This window comes from Salmonella sp. 741265055_HSA (assembly GCF_046569525.1).
Lineage (GTDB): Bacteria > Pseudomonadota > Gammaproteobacteria > Enterobacterales > Enterobacteriaceae > Salmonella > Salmonella enterica.
Genome location: NZ_JBKFSQ010000002.1, coordinates 93,620 through 114,630, shown reverse-complemented (window position 1 = coordinate 114,630; position 21,011 = coordinate 93,620). Strand labels below are relative to the sequence as shown.

Here is a 21,011-nt window from a genome sequence, read left to right as displayed (position 1 = left end):
ATGACGCCGCACGGCTATCCTAATTTCGGCGCAAACGGCTAAATTCAGAAATTACCAATATAACAATGCATTTTGCGGTAAAAAAATTGTCGGAAAGCGGTTATTTACGCATCCATTTGCCATTAATTCCCTGGACATATTCTCCCGGCCTGGCGCGCTCAACCAGTTTTTGCCCTGCCATCTTCGCCACCTCGTCCACGGGAAGATGGTTGCTATCCGCTAACTGCTGATAACTGGCGCGGCGGGCATGATTAATATCAAGCACCAGTTTCTGGGTTTCGGCATCATTCTTTAAGGCTACCAGATAGCCATTCAGCGTTTCCCCAACCCGGCCCTGCGTGCGCGCTTCGTCCAGGGTTAAGGCCCACACAGAAGGTGTGAGCAAGCTCAGCGTCAGCACCCATAGCATTAAATACTTTTTCATTATGGCCTCAGAATAGATCGCTGCGTGATTTCAGGAGTTCTTCAACATCTTTATCGACTTTGATATGTATTTCATGCTCGATCTTTACATTCATGTTGATGGTAATCGGCTGTTCCGGCGCGGCGACTTCAATACGTGGCGTGCAGCCCACCACGATAAATGACGCAAGCGCTGACAACATGGCAATACTCATTTTCATTATTTATCCTCACAGTCCTTGTCTTTCCGGCAAGGAGGTTGCGGCAACGCTGTATTTTGTTCAAGCCATGCCTGTAAATTGTCGCCAAAACGCAAACTGCGCCACAGCGTAAACACATTTTCTTCATGGGTATAGTTCAAGTTAACGATCGCGGTTTTACCATCTACCCGGCTTTTGCCGGTAATGGCCGCTTGCATCGTTAGTACGCCCAGGTTATCAACGTTAATTTTTGTCCACGAATGCGTAATCTCCATATAACGTAGCCAGTTGATCGCCGAGCCTGCCGTGACATTATCCTTCACCACCGCATCCGCAGTATCTTTATCGATACGCAACGTCATTGGCCCAGGATTCGTAAGCCAGCCATCTTTGATTATCCATTTTTCATTGTTCAGCCACAGCGGCAGCGCGCCGCTAACCGGACCAGACATGGCGAATTGCTTTGGATTTATGGCGCTAATCAATTCGCTGGATGAAATATTTTGCACCCGTAAAAGCGCCGGGTCGTGCTGCGGCATTCGCAACTGTTTCATAATGATTTGACCGCCCAGCACGTCTACGCTGACATCGCTTAGCAGTAATGGATTCGACTCGCTCCAGGGATAACCGCCCTGTAAATCAGCGGTGATATTTTTCGCCGTGACCTGGTTAACTATCCCCGCAATACGCAGCGAGACGGGCCCGCGCGTCCCTAATTGCCACGCGCCGTTGTGGAAGCGAAATGGCAGAATGAAATCGACACCGTTGATTTTGTTATCCGGCATCCAGGCGCTACCGCCTTTTAACACGCCGTGCCCACCCGCTTCAAACCCCTGCCCCTGTGCGGCGGAAAAAGCCACCTGCGCATACAGTGAACCTTCGCGCAGCGTCATTTTCCAGTCTGGTGGAAGCAACGGCTGAAAAACGATAAGCGACTGCTTCGGCCACCAGGCCTGTCCGCGAAGGCGTTCGCCATCCCAGCGCCCATTCAGCCGTACCGGCCCTATCGCCCCCGCCCGAAGGTCGCCTTTAAACTGGAACAGGGTTGGCTCGCGCCCTTCAACGCTAAAATTAATGGTAGAAGGCGGCAGCACGCTCCCGCTGGTAAATACGGTTTTCCCCGCCTCCAGAGACAGCGCGCCCTGTAGCGACGGCGTTGTGGCGTCGCGAACCCAGACAATAGGTTTATTCAGCGCCAGTCTTGGTGATGTAACGGTCATTGCGCCATAGTGCAACTGATCAAAACCGGTGGACAAACTGGTCAACCTGATGGTGTTATCATGCCATTCGCCCTGTCCGGCAATATCCCAGCGGGCGCGCATTGGCGTAAAGCTTCCTTGCCCCCAATAGCGCCACCGCCAGCGACCAGCATCAGGGAGAAAATCATTCGCCAGGCCATCAAGATGAAGAACGAAATCGCCCATCTCATTTTCATGCGCCCGTAAAATAGCCTGTAATCGACCATCAACGCCGCGCGGCGTCACCTTAACGCCCGCCAGCGGCCAACGAATTTCATCAATATCTAACGCATCAATCACCCGTCCGCGCGAGCGTAGCAATGCGCCAGGTGCAAAGGTGAGCTGCGGATCGGCCAGACTGCCGCGGAACATAGCGGGCAAGACGGCATAAAAGATTAAATCCTTCTGTTTAGCCTCGCCGGTAAGCTGTAGAGGCATCGCACTGCTGTCCATGCTGAGTTTTCCCGGGCCGATAGTCAGTACAGCGTTCGCTTTACCGGCATCGCCCTGGGTCAGAATATTCAGGCGCCCGCTGACTCGCGCATTATCCGGCCCGGCTTGCCAGTTATCGATATTAAAAGCCAGACGCCCGCTCAAGGGGAATCCCTGATATGGCCAGTTCCAGCGGCCATCGCTGATGGTAAGCCGCTGACGCGTTACCGCCCAGGGGAGATCGAGAATCGGGTCAGGATTACCTCGCGCCATCACGATGAGCTGTCCGGCGTTATCACGCCACTCCAGTTCCGCATCCACCAGCGACGGTTCCTGCGGCAGACGCAAGGTCGCTGCCGCATGACCGCTGACCGGCAGGCCATCCGGTACCAGCGGCAACACAAATTCCCCCGCCAGGCTAACGGGAGGCTGGTTGGCCAGCGCGGCGATCTCCAGTTGGCTCACCGTCAATGCCTGACCGCGTAGCTGCCCTTGAAATTTTACTTTTTCGCCCTGATAACGTATCTGCTGAATGACCGGCGTCATGGAGATCGCCAGCTTGCCCTGCCATTCCGGCCAGGGCGCGAGAATGACATTATCGATGTTAATCCAGGTATTGGGCAGCATTGACTGCCACTGCGCCAGCGTACGCGGCGCGGCGGGAGAAGCTTCCGTAGCGGGCAGTTTCGCCAGGCATGCGGCATCCAGTTTGAGGCTTTTAATATTCAGCAACCAACGGCTGGGATGCGTCAGTTCCGCCTGGGTAATATGCGCTAACGAACAATCATTGACCAGATAGCGAAGATCGGGAATCACTAACCCATGACGTGTCAGGCGTGGACTTTGTTCCAGAGCGATACGGGTACCGACGGGTAGCCAAATTCCCGCCAGAGTGGGAACCCACAGCCCGAGGGTCATCAGTAGCGTCAGAGGGACAAGAATCAGCAGTAACAGTAGCGCAAGGGCGGCTTTATATTTACCCTTCATGGGCCATTAATTTCCTGATTTAACGAAAAATTCAGTCGGCTATCTCTTTATTTTGGCATGATTGCCCGTACATAGCCTAATAGTTCATGTTGCAGGGGCGCCCTCCGGCTATTTGAGGCGTTGTGGAGAATGATAACCTAAAATTATTCATTATATGTATGACTATCAATTATTTTTGATTTTTTGTAAGATAATTTTAAGCATATTTGTGTGATTCTAACATCACTGGAGAAGGTCATATGAAACTCGCCGTCTATAGTACCAAACAGTATGACAAGAAATATCTACAGCAAGTGAACGAAGCGTTCGGTTTTGAACTGGAGTTTTTTGATTTTCTGCTGACCGAGAAAACAGCGAAAACCGCCAATGGATGTGAAGCAGTTTGTATCTTCGTGAATGACGACGGGAGCCGACCGGTACTGGAAGAGCTGAAAAAACACGGCGTGAAATACATCGCGCTGCGTTGCGCCGGATTTAATAATGTCGACCTGGATGCCGCTAAAGAGCTCGGTTTGCAGGTGGTCCGCGTGCCGGCTTATTCTCCGGAAGCCGTCGCTGAACATGCGATTGGCATGATGATGACATTGAACCGCCGTATTCACCGCGCTTATCAACGCACCCGCGACGCTAACTTTTCCCTTGAGGGACTGACCGGCTTTACCATGCACGGAAAAACCGCTGGCGTCATTGGTACCGGTAAAATCGGCGTCGCCGCGCTGCGTATCCTGAAAGGCTTTGGAATGCGTTTACTGGCGTTTGATCCCTATCCCAGCGCTGCCGCGCTTGACCTCGGCGTCGAGTATGTGGATCTGCAAACGTTGTTTGCCGAATCGGATGTCATTTCTCTGCACTGCCCGCTCACGCCGGAAAACTACCATTTGCTGAACCATGCGGCATTCGATCAAATGAAAAATGGCGTTATGGTCATTAATACCAGTCGTGGCGCGCTGATTGATTCCCAGGCGGCTATCGAAGCTCTGAAGAATCAGAAAATCGGCTCGCTGGGGATGGATGTGTATGAAAACGAACGCGACCTGTTCTTTGAAGATAAATCAAACGATGTTATTCAGGATGATGTTTTCCGCCGTCTGTCGGCCTGCCATAACGTACTGTTTACGGGGCATCAGGCATTCCTGACCGCAGAAGCGCTGATCAGCATCTCTGAAACCACGTTACAAAACTTAAGCCAGCTTGAGAAGGGCGAAGCCTGCCCGAACGCGCTGTTCTAATCCTGTCGCTCCCCTGCGCTCAGGGGAGCATTTTCGGATAACCCCTGAAGATCTATCCGGTCATATTATTACTATAGTCAGTGTTAACTATCAGATTACAGAGAATATCAATGAAGAAAATCGTCACGCTGGTCGCCCTGAGCATCATAATGACGGGGTGTGTGAGCAGTGGAAAAGTGTCCGTCAAACGCGAGCAACTGGAGCACCACCGCTTTGTTCTGGAAAGCGTAAACGGTAAAACGGTCACCGGCCCGGAGCTCAGCTTTGGCGAGGACATGACGGTATCCGGCAAAATGTGCAATCAATTCACCGGCGAAGGAAAACTGTCGGACGGCGAATTAAAAGTGAAAAATTTAGCGATGACCCGAATGATGTGCGCCGATCCGCAGCTTAATGCGCTGGACGGCACCCTCAGCGAGCTCTTCAGCAAAGGCGCGCAGGTCGATTTAACCGCGAACCAGTTAACGCTGGCGACGGCAGAAACAACGCTAATGTATAAACTGGCGGATTTAGCGCACTAAGCCATTAAGTGAAAAGTTATACGCGTCAGGCGAAACGCCGCGCTTAATAACTCCCGCAGCTTCCGGCGGCAAGCGACTGTTCGCTACAACGTTTGCCGTTGGGTAGCGCGCACATACCAATTACTGAACCATCAAGCTGCCGGGCCGCTGAAAGTGAACCGCCAATCATAGCGCAATTCGCTTCGCCGGCGCTGGACATCGCCGCTTTCATCCCTGGCGAAACATGCGCCGCAGTTGCCTGCTGAACAGGTTCGCTACTGCAAGCCGACAATAATAACGCGGCACATCCCACCCAAAACGCTGCGCGCATTTCTCTCCCCTCTGTTTATTCACCCAAACGACACCGCCCTAAATAATAGGCAGCAGAAACTGACGCGTCGAGAGGCAAAGCGCGCATTTATGCGCTTCATTAACATTTACTGGCAATTTTTTACGCCTTTTCGGCAAGAAATCGCCATTCTCCTCCCGCCAGGGACACAAAAGCGAAAATGGGGCTTGAAGGGCTTTGCTAAAATAAAAGGATAACTACAGGACGCGCTCACGATTATGCGTGTCCCTCTTTTTTGCGCAATGTAAGGGTGTCATATGCAAACAATTGACGGTAATGGCGCGGTAGCGTCGGTGGCGTTCCGTACCAGCGAGGTTATCGCCATTTACCCGATTACGCCCAGTTCAACAATGGCTGAACAAGCGGATGCCTGGGCCGGTAATGGGCTTAAAAATGTCTGGGGCGATACGCCGCGTGTGGTAGAGATGCAGTCGGAAGGCGGCGCGATCGCCGCCGTTCACGGTGCGTTACAAACCGGTTCGCTTTCTACGTCATTTACATCATCGCAGGGGCTGCTGCTGATGATTCCAACGCTGTATAAACTGGCGGGGCAGCTCACGCCGTTTGTACTGCACGTTGCCGCGCGCACCGTCGCCACACACGCGCTTTCTATTTTTGGCGACCATTCCGATGTGATGGCGGTCCGCCAGACAGGCTGCGCGATGTTATGCGCCGCCAGCGTTCAGGAAGCGCAGGATTTTGCGCTGATCGCGCACAGGACTACGCTGAAAAGCCGCGTTCCGTTTATTCATTTTTTTGATGGCTTCCGTACATCGCATGAAATCAACAAAATTATACCGCTAACGGATGAAACCATTCTGAACCTGATGCCGCAGGCGGAAATCGACGCTCACCGCGCCCGCGCGCTGAATCCGGAACATCCGGTGATTCGTGGAACTTCAGCGAATCCGGACACCTACTTCCAGTCTCGCGAAGCGACCAATCCGTGGTACAACGCCGTTTATGATCATGTTGAAGAGGCGATGAAGGCATTTGGCGACGCTACGGGCCGCCACTACCAGCCATTTGAATATTATGGACATCCCCAGGCTGAACGCGTCATCATTATGATGGGCTCCGCCCTCGGCACCTGCGAAGAGGTCGTGGACGAGCTACTGATACGCGGAGAAAAGGTCGGCGTTCTGAAAGTCCGTCTGTTCCGCCCCTTCTCCGCCAAACATTTGTTACAGGCATTACCGGAAACCGTTCGCGCTATCGCAGTGCTGGATCGTACCAAAGAGCCAGGCGCGCAGGCCGAGCCACTTTATCTGGACGTGATGACCGCACTGGCGGAGGCCTTTAATAATGGCGAGCGCGAAACGTTGCCGCGCACCATTGGCGGCCGTTATGGGCTATCATCCAAAGAGTTCGGCCCGGCGTGCGTACTGGCGGTCTTTAATGAACTTAGCCGCGCGAAACCCAAACCACGGTTTACGGTGGGCATTTATGATGACGTCACTAATCTCTCGCTGCCATTACCGGAAAATACCCTGCCCGGCAGCGCTAAACTTGAAGCGTTATTTTACGGTCTGGGAAGCGACGGCAGCGTATCCGCCACAAAAAATAATATTAAAATTATCGGTAATTCTACGCCGTGGTATGCGCAAGGTTATTTCGTTTATGACTCTAAAAAAGCTGGCGGGCTCACGGTATCGCACCTGCGCGTCAGCGAAAAACCCATTCGTTCCGCTTACTTAATTGCTCAGGCGGATTTTGTCGGCTGCCATCAATTACAGTTTATCGATAAATATCAGATGGCGGAACGTCTGAAGCCAGGCGGAATCTTTCTACTTAATACGCCGTACAGCGCCGACGAGGTCTGGTCGCGTCTGCCGCAAGAAGTTCAGGCGGTGTTGAATCAGAAAAAGGCGCGTTTTTACGTGGTTAACGCGGCGAAAATCGCCCGCGAATGTGGACTTGGTGCCCGCATCAATACCGTCATGCAAATGGCTTTCTTCCACCTGACGCATATTCTTCCGGGCGATAGCGCCCTGGTTGAGCTGCAGGGCGCGATTGCCAAAAGCTATAGCAGCAAAGGTCAGGATCTGGTTGAGCGTAACTGGCAGGCATTGGCTCTGGCGCAGGAATCGCTGGCGGAAGTGCCGTTGCAGGCGGTTAATCCGCACAGCGCGCATCGCCCGCCGGTTGTCTCCGACGCCGCGCCGGATTTCGTGAAAACCGTTACCGCCGCCATGTTGGCGGGCCTCGGCGACGCACTGCCTGTTTCCGCCCTGCCGCCGGATGGAACATGGCCGATGGGCACCACCCGCTGGGAAAAACGCAATATCGCCGAAGAGATTCCTGTCTGGAAAGAGGAACTGTGTACACAATGTAATCACTGCGTCGCCGCCTGCCCTCACTCGGCAATTCGTGCGAAAGTCGTTTCCCCGCAGGCGATGGAGAACGCGCCAGCCAGTCTGCATTCGCTGGACGTGAAGTCCCGCGATATGCGCGGCCAGAAATATGTGCTGCAGGTCGCGCCGGAAGACTGTACTGGCTGTAATTTATGCGTAGAGGTCTGCCCGGCTAAAGATCGGCAAAATCCACAGATCAAGGCGATTAACATGATGTCGCGCCTTGAGCATGTGGAAGAAGAGAAAGTGAATTATGACTTTTTCCTCGACTTACCGGAAATCGATCGCAGCAAACTGGAACGAATTGATATCCGCACATCGCAGCTTATTACGCCGCTGTTTGAATATTCCGGCGCCTGTTCCGGCTGCGGTGAAACGCCGTATATTAAACTGCTGACTCAGTTATATGGCGACAGAATGTTAATCGCTAACGCCACGGGGTGTTCCTCTATTTACGGCGGTAACTTACCCTCAACGCCTTATACCACCGATGCCAACGGACGCGGCCCGGCATGGGCGAATTCGTTATTTGAAGATAACGCGGAATTTGGCCTCGGTTTCCGTCTGAGCGTGGATCAGCACCGGGCGCGCGTCATGCGTTTACTGGCGCAATTCGCCGATCGCATTCCGGCGGAATTAAACGATGCGCTGCATGCCGAAGCAACGCCTGACGTTCGGCGTGAGCAGGTCGCCGCATTACGCCAACATCTGAAATCGGTTGCGGGCGCAGAGGAACTGTTAAAGGATGCTGATGCGCTGGTAGAAAAATCAATCTGGCTGATTGGCGGCGATGGTTGGGCATACGACATCGGCTTTGGCGGTTTAGACCATGTGTTAAGCCTGACGGAGAATGTCAATATTCTGGTTCTGGATACGCAGTGTTATTCCAATACTGGCGGCCAGGCGTCGAAGGCGACGCCGCTTGGCGCCGTCACTAAATTTGGCGAACATGGCAAGCGTAAAGCCCGTAAAGATCTTGGCGTCAGCATGATGATGTATGGTCATGTTTACGTCGCACAAATTTCGCTGGGCGCGCAGTTAAACCAGACGGTGAAAGCGATCCAGGAGGCCGAAGCCTGGCCAGGGCCGTCGCTGATCATTGCCTATAGCCCCTGTGAGGAACATGGTTACGATCTGGCGCTAAGCCATGACCAAATGCGCCAGTTAACGGCGACCGGTTTCTGGCCGTTATACCGCTTTGATCCCCGCCGAGCGGATGAAGGCAAGCCGCCGCTGGCTCTGGACTCTCGGCCACCGTCAGATGCACTGGCGGACACGTTGCTTAATGAACAGCGTTTCCGTCGCCTGAATGCGCAACAGCCTGAAGTAGCTGAACAATTATGGCGAGATGCCGCATTGGATTTGCAAAAACGCTATGACTTTCTTGCCTTGCTGGCAGGAAAAGCGGAAAAAACCGGCGCAGATTAAAAAATATTCTAAGGATTAACCTGGAAACAAAAAAAGCCCGAACATCCGTTCGGGCTTGTCAATTTATACGCTGGAAAGCAAAGGTTAACGCAATGGCCCAGCGACAAAATGAATATGTGACAATAAAGGCATATAACAGGCGTAGAATATCGTAACCGAATGATATTGTATAATTTTTATTTCGTATAATGCCCCCAAAAGCATTCGTATAAATTATATCTATTTCACTGCGAATTATTTCATTAATTATTGAATTAAACGGTAACATCTCTTTTTAGGTCTTTCCTGACAAGGCAGAAATAACGTTTTAACGTCAACTTGCTGATTATTTACGGGGAATGCGCTTAATATTACGCCGTTCTCTCCTGTTGGTAGTCCCCGCAGAGTATCGTGGAGCAGCACCTAAAATGTGACGTATGTCATTGTACATAAAGTGCCTTTAGGGAGTAGAATTTCAGTGGATACTTAAACAGGAGGTTTTATGAACAGAACGATTCTTGTACCCATCGATATTTCAGATTCAGAATTAACTCAACGCGTGATTTCGCATGTTGAAGCCGAAGCAAAGATTGACGACGCTAAAGTGCACTTTTTGACTGTAATCCCGTCTTTGCCCTATTACGCTTCCCTGGGACTGGCTTATTCAGCAGAGCTCCCCGCAATGGACGATTTGAAAGCCGAAGCCAAATCTCAACTGGAAGCGATTATCAAGAAATTCAACCTTCCCGCGGACCGCGTGCAGGCGCACGTTGCAGAAGGCTCTCCTAAAGATAAGATTCTGGAAATGGCAAAAAAATTACCGGCCGATATGGTGATTATCGCCTCGCATCGTCCGGATATTACTACCTATCTGTTGGGTTCCAACGCCGCAGCCGTTGTGCGTCATGCGGAATGCTCCGTACTGGTGGTGCGCTAAATACCCGAGCCCGCATAAGAGAGTGCGGGCTCAAATCAACCATCATCATCGCCTAGTGACTGACGCTTTTTGAAAATAGATTGATTACGATTACGCCGCAGATGATAAGCAACATGCCAATAATAGCCGGCACATCCAGTTTTTGGCCAAGAAACAACCATCCTATCAATCCAATAAGAACAATCCCTACCCCAGACCAAATGGCATAAATGATACCCGCAGGGATGGTTCGCATAGGGATGGTAAGGCACCAGAACGCGATACAATATCCGATGATGGTAACGATGCTCGGTACCAGACGCGTAAAACTATCCGATAATTTTAATGAGATCGTGGCGATAACTTCTACCACGATGGCGATAAATAGAAAGATTACAGCTTCTTTAGTCATACATCTCTTCGTTCCGATATTTTTCTGGTCGTGGTGACATCTTAATTAATACGGATGACAGAATAAAGACGCTTTTGACCCGTTGCGTATCTCGCCATAACATACTTCAGGTTGCATGTGCTGCGGCTGCGTTCCCTTACCCCAGTCACTTACTTGAGTAAGCTCCTGGGGATCCGCTCGCTTGCCGCCTTCCTGCAACTCGAATTATTTAAAGTATAAAAGCAATCTTTCATACACGAGAGATAAAAACAATAAACTTGTTCAGAATTTATGATTACTTAGAAGCGTTTGCCTGCCCCGTATTTTCTGCTTTACCATATGTCCTGTCAATTATACCAACAGGGTCCACTGGTGTGTTTTTTGGCATAACCCAGCCGCTTTCACTGACGCTACCTCGTGTAAGATATTTGACTTTTGCCCTAACGATAATAAGATAATGTTCCCTGCTGAACCTGTCGGCAACACTAAGATCCGTGGTATATTCAGGTACGATTCTTCCACTTCTAACCTGCTCTCTGGCTATTTCAACAGAGACAGGCAATACTTCTACATCGGCCCCCTCAATACCGCCTGCTGTTTTAAAACTAACAATATTTTCAGCCTGCGGACCTATTGTACCTCGGCATAATACAACTTCGGTCTCCCCTGCTGCTGCATCCCCACTCTGGTATTTCTTATAAATACTTTGTACATTTTCTTCTGATGTAGGGTATAAATCTTCTGACAGGGAGGACAGTATGTCTTCCAGTAGGGGAGAATCATCCGAAATTTCCAGAAGTTCGTCATCATAACCCACGTCTCCTTCTCTTAACTCTGAATAAGGTTTATCAATATGGCGAATAAGCCCCCCACCTTTCAGCCCTGACGCCTGATAAAATCGCCCATCAGAAGATCGGTAAAATGTCATAGCTGAATCTTTTCCGCTATCCGAATAGGTTGCCCGATACGTTTCTGAACCGGGTTCTTTAGTTAAAACGAGCTCTCTGTCGCCATATTTTATCGTATTAGGCGCTTCTGATGACAGCGGTGGATATGAGGCTTGTTTTCTGTAAAAGCCTTCTCCTGACGATTTGTAATAACCATATGTTTGTTTATCAAAACCGGTAGCGCGATAGAGCCCATCGTTTCCCTCTGGTCCTAACTCAAGAACTTTCTGACTACTTTTTTGATAAATAAAATCTGTATTTTCTATTGACTCTATAATTTTATAGTTACTCCCTTTTTGAATCGGTGCTCGTACTACACCTCTTTGTATTTTATTTTCAACAAATCGGAGGCCCGTATACTTTGCATTTGCCGCTCTTTCTGTGAACTTCGCTCCAGCAACAGGAACAGCCTCCATACCGATACGAATGATATCCTGTACGTAACCGCATACATCCGCAGAGTTTTCCACAACGGCCCGGTTAAGAATACTACTGGTACCAGCCAGTGCGTTAAAACCAGGGACAATACTCATTACAATATTCCAGACCGTTCCTAAGAGATGAAGTCCTGCCCTTGCAGCCGGACTTAATGAGGAAGCTGTGCGATGATGTACAGTATCATCAAGATCAAAACTCAGCTCAATTAATCCTCCAAGCCCCTCCTGAATAATCTTATTAAATCCATAAACGAATTCTTGCCCGCCATTCATGGAGGAAAGTTTCTCCTTGAACGATTCGAGAGCCTTAACCTGTCTCTCATGTTGTTCTTCTAATGTCAGCCAGCTGCTTTTCGCAATATCACTGATCTCGTGAATAAGCCCAATAACGGCCTCTCGCACCATTTTGTTGGTGTCCATTAGTCCTAAAATATCACACTCCTGCATATGTTCCTTCATATGAGTCTCTGCTCGATAATATTTCTCCGCCCAGTTTAGCTGCTTATTGATCGCGGCTTTCATTAACGAAATTAAAGGATCGTTGCTTTTGGGAAGTATTGATTTAACACCGTTGGAAAATTTATTATTAACCACAATTCTTCTTGCTATTGCGTTTATTTTTTTATCGTTAATTGGCCCCGTTATCTTTGCACACCAAAAAATAATATGACGCATAATAATAAAATTATTCTTTATACCTTCAGGGCTAAGCAATACTCTATCACCACCATTGCTGGATAAATGGTGTATCACTAATTGAACTAGCTTAAAAAGATGAATCATCCTTTTTTTATTAAAAGCGCTCTTTCCTCTTTCTTGTCTACCGAAAGATACTATTTCTAACGCTGTAATAATAGCTTCCTTACCATAGAAAACCTCAAAGCTTGAACCAGAAATAGCAGGAAACTTTTCATACAGGACTTTCGTATAATGGCTTTCCCTTGTCCATAAAGGACTGTCTATCATAGGTGGTGCAGACTCAGTGCTGAAAGGCAAAGGATGAACCAGCATATCACGCGCCATTAGCTCATATATTTTATATTGGTGTTGGATGTTTTCTCTTACAAAAGATAAAAAAGAAACGAAACTTCCCTCACCGAGGGTGATGAGTTTATCACTTAAATGAACTAAAAGACCTTTAAACATATATTCAGCAGCAATAGCTCTTCCATCATGCGTCCACTGCCCAGTTTGAGAAAATGCAAGTAATTCATGATAGCCTCTTTTATAACTATTTGCCTCTTGTTCTTTTCCAAGTAGTTTGAGTACTGCGACAAGGTGTCCTCCTGCAACAGATGTATAGTGATCAAATAGACCATCTAACACCTTACCCAGCGGATGAGGCTCCGTATTTGGGGCAGGATGATCCTCCGGGAGAGCCCTTTCATATCTTTGTAATTCTTTAACGGGTAAAAAATCATTCTCACCTTCTGAATTACCATTTTTTATCCTATAATCACCAGATGTTACTGCTAATCTTGATGATAATAACAAACTAGTTATTGCAATATTTTTAATACTCCTGTCCATTTTATGAATGATTACTGGCTGAAAATGATTGCCGCTATGAGAAGATAAGAAAATTTGCCTTTGAATTTCCTTTCCCTCAGATATAATTTGCTCAGTACTTTTAGGTGGAACAGTTACGCTATCCACATTAAATAGCTCATGTCCACCACTCATCGTTACCTGAGAAAAACACGCCGATGTATGTGCAATTGCAGCGGGATCAATCTCTTTATAAATAACATTAGCGTAAATGTTTGTAACTTCACCGTTTGCATTTAAATGATCGTGCAAAATATATTTTAGAAATAGATCTAACAACAATTTTTCTGATGTAATTCCATTTACACAGTTGTGAAAGTCAGGGGAAATTGGATAGCCGTTCTTATCAAATGGAAGCGATAAATATCCTCGCCCCCCATCAATATTTTCGTAACTATAATCTGGAGATATCTTTACCTCACATTTATTGGTGTCTACATCGTCATTTATGCTGCGCTCTACTTTATAATTAACCAACCTACGGAAGGTTGCACTATTTGAATAATAAAAACCCAATGTTGATTTAATATCTTCACATATAATTTCATGTATTGGCTCAAAGAAGAAGTCATAAATATTTAAGCTGTTCTTTTCTTCATCTTTGGCCATCTCATCCAGCTTAATATATTCTTCTGGTAAATTAGACACTTGCTCATGAAAGATAGCGTCCTGATAAAGACCATCCAGCATTGAAAGGTACGGTATGGTATCCCAGCTTCTGATGGGTTGTCTCTGTACCGTCTGCTGTGATTCTCTGGTTGATATATCACTTACTGTTATACGCATCACGTTCTCCAGCCAGAATTATGGTATACATCATAAGATGTCGATATCAGGTAGCAATTCTCATCGCAAATAATTTGTCTGAACTGTACATATGAAACAGGCTATTTTTAATTCAATACGACCACCAGAATAGGCAAGAAAATTTTAAATAGTATACGGTAAACTGATCTTACCCAACGATAATTAAACACTCTGCATTATCTTATTAGATAATAAAATACTGATACCGTATTTTATATCACCACTAAAAGAGCAAAAAGGGTGTGCCGAATATCATTTTACACCTGTCCCGGTTCACCCCACGGAACCACTTGAAACGTACCATCATCAGGACGCAGCGGCGCCTGAATTTCAGTTGAGCCCGTCACTTCTTAACGGGCCTGTCTGCATGATGTATACAGTTGACAATATCCGAAGGTACTATCTCTATTAAAACGTGCTGGCATTCGTCGCCGTAATCCGTACCATACGCGACATACTTTTGCCTGCTGGCTGTTGACGGCAGGAGCGAACCCGGCATTTATCGCCAGCCAAATGGGACATGAAACTGCGCAGATGGTGTATGAAATTTACGGTATGTGGATTGATGACATGAACGACGAACAAGTAGCGATGTTGAATGCGCGGTTATCGTAGTTACAAAGTTTGCCCCCAATTTGCCCCATTTAGTACCAGAGAACTGAAATAATGCAAGAAATTCAAAAGAATACAAAGAAAGAACAATACAACCTCAACAAGTTGCAAAAGCGCCTGCGCCGTAACGTTGGCGAAGCGATTGCCGATTTTAATATGATTGAAGAAGGCGATCGCATTATGGTTTGCCTTTCTGGCGGCAAAGATAGCTATACGATGCTGGAAATTTTACGTAATTTGCAGCAAAGCGCCCCGATCAATTTTTCACTGGTCGCTGTCAACCTCGATCAAAAGCAGCCAGGTTTCCCGGAGCATATCCTACCAGCCTACCTTGAGCAGTTGGGCGTAGAATATAAAATCGTCGAAGAAAACACTTACGGTATTGTTAAGGAGAAGATTCCGGAAGGAAAAACTACCTGCTCGCTGTGCTCGCGTTTGCGTCGGGGTATCCTGTATCGTACTGCGACTGAACTGGGCGCGACCAAAATCGCCCTGGGCCACCATCGCGACGATATTCTGCAAACCCTGTTTCTGAATATGTTCTATGGCGGAAAAATGAAAGGGATGCCGCCGAAGCTGATGAGCGATGACGGCAAACATATCGTGATCCGTCCGCTGGCTTACTGCCGCGAGAAAGATATTGTCCGTTTTGCTGAGGCCAAAGCCTTCCCTATCATTCCTTGTAATCTGTGCGGTTCGCAACCCAACCTGCAACGCCAGGTGATTGCCGACATGCTACGCGACTGGGATAAGCGCTATCCTGGACGGATCGAGACGATGTTTAGCGCCATGCAGAATGTCGTGCCGTCTCACCTTTGTGACACTAACCTGTTCGATTTCAAAGGGATCACTCACGGTTCCGAGGTCGTCGACGGCGGCGATTTAGCGTTCGATCGTGAAGAGATTCCCTTGCAGCCCGCTGGCTGGCAGCCGGAAGAAGATGACACCGCCTTAGCGGCGTTGCGGCTTGATGTTATCGAAGTGAAATAATCTGCAGGCGTCTCAGCACTCCGCTGAGACGCCATACTATCGATCATTTTAATAGCCGTACCCGGCATGACTTGCCTTTGATCTTCCCGTTTTGCAACTGCTTCCAGGTTTTTTGCGCTACCGCTTGACGTACGGCGACGTAAACGTGCATGGGATGCACGTTAATTTTGCCAATATCCGCCCCGTCTAATCCAATATCGCCGGTCAGCGCGCCCAAAATATCTCCCGGACGCATTTTCGCTTTTTTGCCGCCGTCAATGCATAGGGTAGTCATCTCTGCGGCCAGAGGGAGTAACGGCTGCCGGGCGGGCGCATTCAGCCAGTTCAGCTTGAGTTGCAGCATTTCTGAAAGAATATTCGCCCGCTGCGCCTCTTCCGGCGCGCAGAAACTGATCGCCAGGCCGCTACTTCCCGCGCGCGCCGTACGGCCAATACGGTGGACATGCACCTCCGGGTCCCAGGCCAGTTCATAGTTAACCACCAGTTCGAGCGATTTAATGTCTAATCCTCGCGCGGCAACGTCGGTGGCAACCAGAATGCGCGCGCTACCATTTGCAAAACGCACCAACGTCTGGTCGCGGTCGCGTTGTTCCAGATCGCCGTGGAGCGCCAATGAGCTTTGTCCTACCGCATTAAGCGCATCACAAACGGCCTGACAATCTTTTTTGGTATTGCAAAACACCACGCAGGACGCTGGCTGATGCTGGCTAAGCAACGTTTGTAGCAGCGAAATTTTTTCATGCGCAGACGTTTCGAAGAACTGTTGTTCGATAGCCGGTAGCGCATCTAGCGTATCGATTTCAATACGTATTGGCTGCTGCTGTACACGACCGCTAATCGCCGCGATGGCCTCAGGCCAGGTTGCTGAAAACAATAACGTCTGGCGCGTCGCAGGCGCAAAGCGGATCACCTCATCAATGGCGTCACTGAATCCCATGTCCAGCATTCGGTCTGCTTCATCCATTACCAGAATGTGCAGAGCATCCAGCGATACGGTTTCTTTTTGTAAATGATCCAGCAGGCGCCCCGGCGTCGCGACAATGATATGCGGAGCGTGCTGAAGCGAGTCACGCTGTGCGCCAAAGGGTTGCCCACCACATAAGGTCAGAATTTTGGTATTTGGCAGAAAACGGGCCAGGCGACGTAACTCTCCGGCAACCTGATCCGCCAGCTCCCGCGTCGGACACAGCACTAATGCCTGTGTCTGGAACAGACTGACGTCAATTCGATGCAAGAGCCCAAGACCAAACGCCGCCGTTTTGCCGCTACCGGTCCTGGCCTGCACACGCACATCATTTCCCGCCAGAATGACGGGTAATGCTGCGGCCTGAACAGGCGTCATCTCAAGATAGCCCAGCTCAGTAAGGTTATTGAGCTGGGCGGCGGGCAAAACATTCAGGGTTGAAAAAGCGGTCACAATTTACTCTCGCGGTAACGACTCATAGTCAGCAGGCGCGTATCCTCGCAGATCCGGGCGTTTGATGCGACATTTTAATCGGTTCTTCGTCCGGCGGCGGGTCGGGCATCGGCTGAGGACGGGGAAGCGGCTCAGGAATAGGAACAGGGTCAGTGGGAACCGGGTCCGACAAGGACGAGTGTAGATATAATAAGGTCAAAAGACAGCTCATATTACCCTCCAGAATGTCATTCAGACTCTTAAAGGGTAGACGCTGATATTCTACAGGCAAAAAAAAGCCGACTAATCTAAGCCGGCGTCGTACGAATCAATTGTGCTATGCAGTAATTCAAAAAAGGAAGTAAGACAATATGGAGCGCAACGCCCATCGCTTGACGTTGCATTCACCTGCGAGAGAGATATTGCCCCGAATAGGTAGATGGTTTATTGACTTCGCTCAAATTTCTCGGCGTTTTTTCATACGAAATGGTCTAAAAAGCGCTTTTGTTACAACCATTTACTGCGATGCAACCATAAAGTAACACCACCGATCAGGACAACTAACAGAATACAAAACAGAGAAAAGCCGAACCGCCATCCGCCGCCGGGAATACCGCCCAGGTTAACGCCAAATAACCCCGTTAAGAAGGTGCTGGGCAGAAAAACCATCGCCATAAGCGACATGGTATAAGTTCTGCGCGCCAGAGACTCCTGCATCACCTGGGCAATTTCATCCGCCATGATACCAGTACGCGCGATACAAGCGTCAATTTCATCCAACCCCCTTCCCAGCCTGTCGGCGATATCCTGCATTCTGCGCCGGTGATCGTCGCTCATCCACGGAAGCCGTTCACTCGCAAGCCGGGCATAGACGTCGCGCTGCGGCGCCATATAGCGGCGCATAACAATTAGCTGTTTACGTAGCAAGGCGAGGAAACCGCGCGGTGGGATTTGCTGGTCGAGAAGATTATCTTCCAGATCGATAATTTTATCGTGTAGCTCTTCAATAAATTCACTGGCGTGATCGGTTAACGCATCGCACACATCCACTAACCAGCCGCCGCAATCTACGGGCCCGGCGCCTTCCTGCAAATCACTGACCACATCGTCGAGCGCCAGAACCTTTCGCTGACGGGTAGACACAATGAATCGCTCGTCCATATATAAACGCATTGCCACTAATTGATCCGGGCGTTCGTCAGTACTGCCATTAATACAGCGCAGCGTAATGAGCGTCCCTTCCCCCATACGACTTACGCGCGGGCGCGAGCTTTCACCAGCCAGCGCATCACGCACGTTATTGGGGAGTAAAGGCGTTGAAGCCAACCAGCGGGCGCTGTCCGGGTGGGTATAATTAAGATGTAGCCAACAGGGATGCTGACTATCGATCACATCATTATCTTCGAGCGGTTTTACTCCACCACGACCATCCAGTAGCCATGCGAAAACGGCATCCGGCACGTTCACATCCGATCCCTTAATGGCTTCCACAGCGCCTCCACGTTACAACTCTTATGCCGTTAGTCTAGCTTTCGGGAAAGGTTAAGCAATCTCTCATTTTCTCATTGCGCAAAAAGAATGACGGGAACGTGCGAAAAAAGCGCCTTAGCAACAGGCGCTTACCAAACATGTATTATCAGACCTGGCCGCGCCTGGTGATGGTCGAAAGAGATGATATATGAGAGCGCGTCAGCGCATGTTCACTGTAACCCGGCTGGCTTAAACGAAATTTGTCGGTTTTAGTCTGTAACTCGATCACCTGCGCCTTTAAAACATCCGAAGAAGCAGATAGCGCTTCAACCATTAAGACATTGCTATGGGTTGCGCTTTCCAGATCGCTCAACGCCAGAGTTATCTGGTTAATGCCTTTTTCCTGCTCCCGCGTGGTGGTGGAAATTTCACTCATCAGCACATTTAATTGCCCGGAGCCGCCAACAATCTCCTGCATATTTTTTTCAGCCTCCTGCACTATGGCGGCCCCCTGCCGCACATTGTCATGCGTAACGTCGATCAGCGCCTTGATACTTTTTGCCGCCTCGGCGCTACGATGCGCCAGATTACGCACTTCCCCGGCCACCACGGAGAAACCTTTTCCATGATCGCCCGCCCGCGCAGCCTCTACCGCCGCGTTAAGCGCCAGAATATTAGTCTGGAATGCGATACCGTCAATCAATGAAATAATCTCCGTCATCTGCGAGGCACAGTCGGTAATAGAACGCATATTTTCTGTAACCCGCACCATTAATTCACCGCCTTTACGGGCGCATTGGGTTGCACAATCCGCCTGTATGCTCGCCATTCGGGTATTATCCGCATTGTTTTTGGTACTCGCCGCCATTTCATCCATACTGGCGGCAGTTTGAATTAACGAGGCCGACTGCTGTTCCGTCTTTACGGATAGCGACATACTGCGCGCCGCCAATTGTTCGGAAAGGGTCATTGCCGTTTGCGAAGAGGATCTGATTTCACGTACCAGCGCGGAAATATTATCCGACATGCCATTAATCCCGGGGATGAGTCGCCCGGCGCAATTATTGCCAAATTCGGAGATATGAATAGACAAGTTTCCTGCTGCGACCTCTTCAATACTTTTCTTCACGGTATTAATTGGCACAACCAGGTAGCAGGTCATATACCACCAAAGCAGTAATGCCGAGATCAGATAAATGATATTACACGTAATTAAAATAGGGAGATCGTGCAGAAAAGCTATTTGTAAAGTATCCACCAAAAGAAACGTACATATCATCAATAGAATAATGCATGTCCTGACGCTAATATTTCTTAACATTTTTGACGGCCTACAACCAGGATAGGAGACAGGTTTTATTTTTATAGCATTTCGGATACCTATTGCCATTCGTTTCTTTCACATTCTCCATATTCAATACCAGACCATCGCCATTTCCCTTAGTGCAACAGATAAAATCACCTATATTCGCTATGCCAGGATATTCATCCATCCATATTGACAAGTGATGTACTTATCACCATTTTCTGCTTAATAGTTAAGTCTAAAGCCAGTACATTTTAATAGACGCTTAAATAAGTGAATGACTGTTTATCCGTGTTATTACCGCAGACAGCGTTATAATCCCGTTCTCTTGCAGAACCCTAAGCGTTTGGATAAGGCGTTATATCGGGCATAAAATCGGGTTCGCGTGAGCTTGGCTGGCGGTCCTGTCCGCCAGCGGCAACGATTTACCGACTACGCTTCGCATGGCGCTCCCAGTTATCCTGTTTAGCCTGCACCGTTTTACGTAACGCGACATAACATGCCCCGCCGCCGCCATGGTGCGGCAGCGCCGAACAATAAGCCTGTACATCCTCAAACTCTGTCAACCAGCGGGCCACATAGCTTCGGACGATATTGGCATGTGACTTCGCCTCTCGCCCTTTACCATGAATGATCAGGATATTACGCAACCCCTCTTTTTGCGCCTCCAGGATAAAACGAAACAGCATCTTTCGGCACGTTTCGACCGGCTGGCGTAACAAATTAAGGCTGGCCTGCTGAGGGTATTTTCCACTGCGTAACTTGTCGATGACACCTTGCTGCAATCCTTCCCGACGAAATTCCAGCGGTTCATTCAGCGGCAGAATATCCAGAAAGCCCGTCGTCAGGAAATTATCAAGCTGAAGCGTGTCGATACGCTGGGGCGTTTTAAGATTACGCGTTGGCTGCCAGTGTACATCAGTATGGCGTTTCAGCGGCTGGACATCCTCCATGGCGTCAAGAAACAGCGCTTTATCGTCAAGGTTCATGGTTCATCCTCCAGCGTTTTTGCGACTGTCGTTATCATAACCGCGCCCTGTTATACCGACAACGATTTACAGTTATTTCCAATAACAGCGACAATGTAAGGCAA

Annotated in this window: 16 protein-coding genes and 1 pseudogene; 7 read left to right on the top strand and 10 right to left on the bottom strand. The window is 49.0% G+C overall.

The features are described from left to right. Positions 1–100: 100 nt before the first annotated feature. The 3 genes from ACLD4K_RS01845 to ACLD4K_RS01835 are packed head-to-tail and all read right to left on the bottom strand — an operon-like array spanning position 101 to position 3,259. Positions 101–424: a YdbL family protein gene (locus tag ACLD4K_RS01845; protein WP_000760414.1), complete on the bottom strand. Its 324-nt coding sequence runs from the start codon at positions 422–424 to the stop codon at positions 101–103. A gap of 7 nt (positions 425–431) precedes the next feature. After that, entirely contained in the window at positions 432–623 is a 192-nt protein-coding gene (locus ACLD4K_RS01840; protein ID WP_000784063.1) for a YnbE family lipoprotein, read from the bottom strand. Further along, positions 623–3,259, bottom strand: coding sequence for a YdbH family protein (locus tag ACLD4K_RS01835; RefSeq protein ID WP_411011288.1), 2,637 nt, complete (start codon positions 3,257–3,259; stop codon positions 623–625). The genes ACLD4K_RS01840 and ACLD4K_RS01835 overlap by 1 nt, the downstream gene beginning before the upstream one ends. A gap of 239 nt (positions 3,260–3,498) precedes the next feature. On the opposite strand from ACLD4K_RS01835, the gene ldhA reads away from it, so the two are divergent. Together ldhA and hslJ are read left to right on the top strand one after the other, a co-directional pair. Then, on the top strand, positions 3,499–4,488 hold the full coding sequence (gene ldhA, locus ACLD4K_RS01830; RefSeq protein WP_000762204.1) for a D-lactate dehydrogenase: 990 nt from the start codon (positions 3,499–3,501) through the stop codon (positions 4,486–4,488). A 110-nt stretch (positions 4,489–4,598) separates the two neighbouring features. Further along, complete coding sequence (gene hslJ, locus ACLD4K_RS01825; RefSeq protein ID WP_000725242.1) at positions 4,599–5,009, top strand: heat shock protein HslJ; 411 nt, start codon at positions 4,599–4,601, stop codon at positions 5,007–5,009. A gap of 43 nt (positions 5,010–5,052) precedes the next feature. Here the strand turns inward: hslJ and ACLD4K_RS01820 are convergent, their stop codons facing one another. Continuing rightward, positions 5,053–5,319 carry a DUF333 domain-containing protein gene (locus tag ACLD4K_RS01820; RefSeq protein ID WP_001200680.1) on the bottom strand — a complete coding sequence of 89 codons (267 nt, stop codon included), beginning with the start codon at positions 5,317–5,319 and terminating at the stop codon, positions 5,053–5,055. Here ACLD4K_RS01820 and ACLD4K_RS01815 point away from each other — a divergent pair. From ACLD4K_RS01815 to uspF, 3 genes are all read left to right on the top strand, one after another. Beyond that, the gene (locus ACLD4K_RS01815; RefSeq protein WP_077949384.1) at positions 5,223–5,534 is read left to right on the top strand and encodes a reverse transcriptase; all 312 of its coding nucleotides are present in this window, start codon (positions 5,223–5,225) and stop codon (positions 5,532–5,534) included. The genes ACLD4K_RS01820 and ACLD4K_RS01815 overlap by 97 nt on opposite strands. A 60-nt stretch (positions 5,535–5,594) precedes the next feature. Then, positions 5,595–9,119: a pyruvate:ferredoxin (flavodoxin) oxidoreductase gene (gene nifJ, locus ACLD4K_RS01810; protein ID WP_411011287.1), complete on the top strand. Its 3,525-nt coding sequence runs from the start codon at positions 5,595–5,597 to the stop codon at positions 9,117–9,119. Between the two features lie 481 nt (positions 9,120–9,600). Further along, a complete protein-coding gene (gene uspF, locus ACLD4K_RS01805) occupies positions 9,601–10,035 on the top strand; it encodes a universal stress protein UspF (RefSeq protein ID WP_001082296.1) in 435 nt (144 codons plus the stop codon). Positions 10,036–10,087: 52 nt separating this feature from the next. Here the strand turns inward: uspF and ACLD4K_RS01800 are convergent, their stop codons facing one another. Continuing rightward, positions 10,088–10,426, bottom strand: coding sequence for an SMR family transporter (locus tag ACLD4K_RS01800; RefSeq protein ID WP_000159237.1), 339 nt, complete (start codon positions 10,424–10,426; stop codon positions 10,088–10,090). Between the two features lie 274 nt (positions 10,427–10,700). Continuing rightward, positions 10,701–14,123 (bottom strand): DUF4765 family protein, encoded by a 3,423-nt coding sequence (locus tag ACLD4K_RS01795; RefSeq protein WP_411011286.1) that lies wholly within the window; start codon positions 14,121–14,123, stop codon positions 10,701–10,703. Between the two features lie 429 nt (positions 14,124–14,552). Here ACLD4K_RS01795 and ACLD4K_RS01790 point away from each other — a divergent pair. Then, a pseudogene (locus ACLD4K_RS01790) lies at positions 14,553–14,759 on the top strand (tyrosine-type recombinase/integrase); the annotation flags it as partial. Between the two features lie 51 nt (positions 14,760–14,810). Then, positions 14,811–15,746: a tRNA 2-thiocytidine(32) synthetase TtcA gene (gene ttcA, locus ACLD4K_RS01785; protein WP_411011285.1), complete on the top strand. Its 936-nt coding sequence runs from the start codon at positions 14,811–14,813 to the stop codon at positions 15,744–15,746. Between the two features lie 43 nt (positions 15,747–15,789). Here the strand turns inward: ttcA and dbpA are convergent, their stop codons facing one another. The 4 genes from dbpA to smrA all read right to left on the bottom strand — a co-directional run bounded on the left by dbpA (position 15,790) and on the right by smrA (position 20,907). After that, positions 15,790–17,163, bottom strand: coding sequence for an ATP-dependent RNA helicase DbpA (gene dbpA / locus ACLD4K_RS01780; RefSeq protein ID WP_411011284.1), 1,374 nt, complete (start codon positions 17,161–17,163; stop codon positions 15,790–15,792). 486 nt (positions 17,164–17,649) lie between these two features. Next, on the bottom strand, positions 17,650–18,633 hold the full coding sequence (gene zntB, locus ACLD4K_RS01775; RefSeq protein ID WP_411011283.1) for a zinc transporter ZntB: 984 nt from the start codon (positions 18,631–18,633) through the stop codon (positions 17,650–17,652). A gap of 145 nt (positions 18,634–18,778) precedes the next feature. Next, the gene (locus ACLD4K_RS01770; RefSeq protein WP_411011282.1) at positions 18,779–19,933 is read right to left on the bottom strand and encodes a methyl-accepting chemotaxis protein; all 1,155 of its coding nucleotides are present in this window, start codon (positions 19,931–19,933) and stop codon (positions 18,779–18,781) included. 410 nt (positions 19,934–20,343) lie between these two features. Then, a complete protein-coding gene (gene smrA / locus ACLD4K_RS01765) occupies positions 20,344–20,907 on the bottom strand; it encodes a DNA endonuclease SmrA (protein WP_183059621.1) in 564 nt (187 codons plus the stop codon). Positions 20,908–21,011 lie beyond the last annotated feature (104 nt).

Bases quoted from the DNA above. Each gene is read 5' to 3' on its own strand.
- ACLD4K_RS01770 (WP_411011282.1), bottom strand. From the start codon at position 19,933: ATGTTAAGAAATATTAGCGTCAGGACATGCATTATTCTATTGATGATA.
- ACLD4K_RS01820 (WP_001200680.1), bottom strand. From the start codon at position 5,319: ATGCGCGCAGCGTTTTGGGTGGGATGTGCCGCGTTATTATTGTCGGCT.
- hslJ (WP_000725242.1), top strand. From the start codon at position 4,599: ATGAAGAAAATCGTCACGCTGGTCGCCCTGAGCATCATAATGACGGGG.
- nifJ (WP_411011287.1), top strand. From the start codon at position 5,595: ATGCAAACAATTGACGGTAATGGCGCGGTAGCGTCGGTGGCGTTCCGT.
- ACLD4K_RS01795 (WP_411011286.1), bottom strand. From the start codon at position 14,123: ATGCGTATAACAGTAAGTGATATATCAACCAGAGAATCACAGCAGACG.
- ACLD4K_RS01835 (WP_411011288.1), bottom strand. From the start codon at position 3,259: ATGAAGGGTAAATATAAAGCCGCCCTTGCGCTACTGTTACTGCTGATT.
- ldhA (WP_000762204.1), top strand. From the start codon at position 3,499: ATGAAACTCGCCGTCTATAGTACCAAACAGTATGACAAGAAATATCTA.
- ACLD4K_RS01845 (WP_000760414.1), bottom strand. From the start codon at position 424: ATGAAAAAGTATTTAATGCTATGGGTGCTGACGCTGAGCTTGCTCACA.
- smrA (WP_183059621.1), bottom strand. From the start codon at position 20,907: ATGAACCTTGACGATAAAGCGCTGTTTCTTGACGCCATGGAGGATGTC.
- uspF (WP_001082296.1), top strand. From the start codon at position 9,601: ATGAACAGAACGATTCTTGTACCCATCGATATTTCAGATTCAGAATTA.
- ttcA (WP_411011285.1), top strand. From the start codon at position 14,811: ATGCAAGAAATTCAAAAGAATACAAAGAAAGAACAATACAACCTCAAC.
- ACLD4K_RS01800 (WP_000159237.1), bottom strand. From the start codon at position 10,426: ATGACTAAAGAAGCTGTAATCTTTCTATTTATCGCCATCGTGGTAGAA.
- ACLD4K_RS01840 (WP_000784063.1), bottom strand. From the start codon at position 623: ATGAAAATGAGTATTGCCATGTTGTCAGCGCTTGCGTCATTTATCGTG.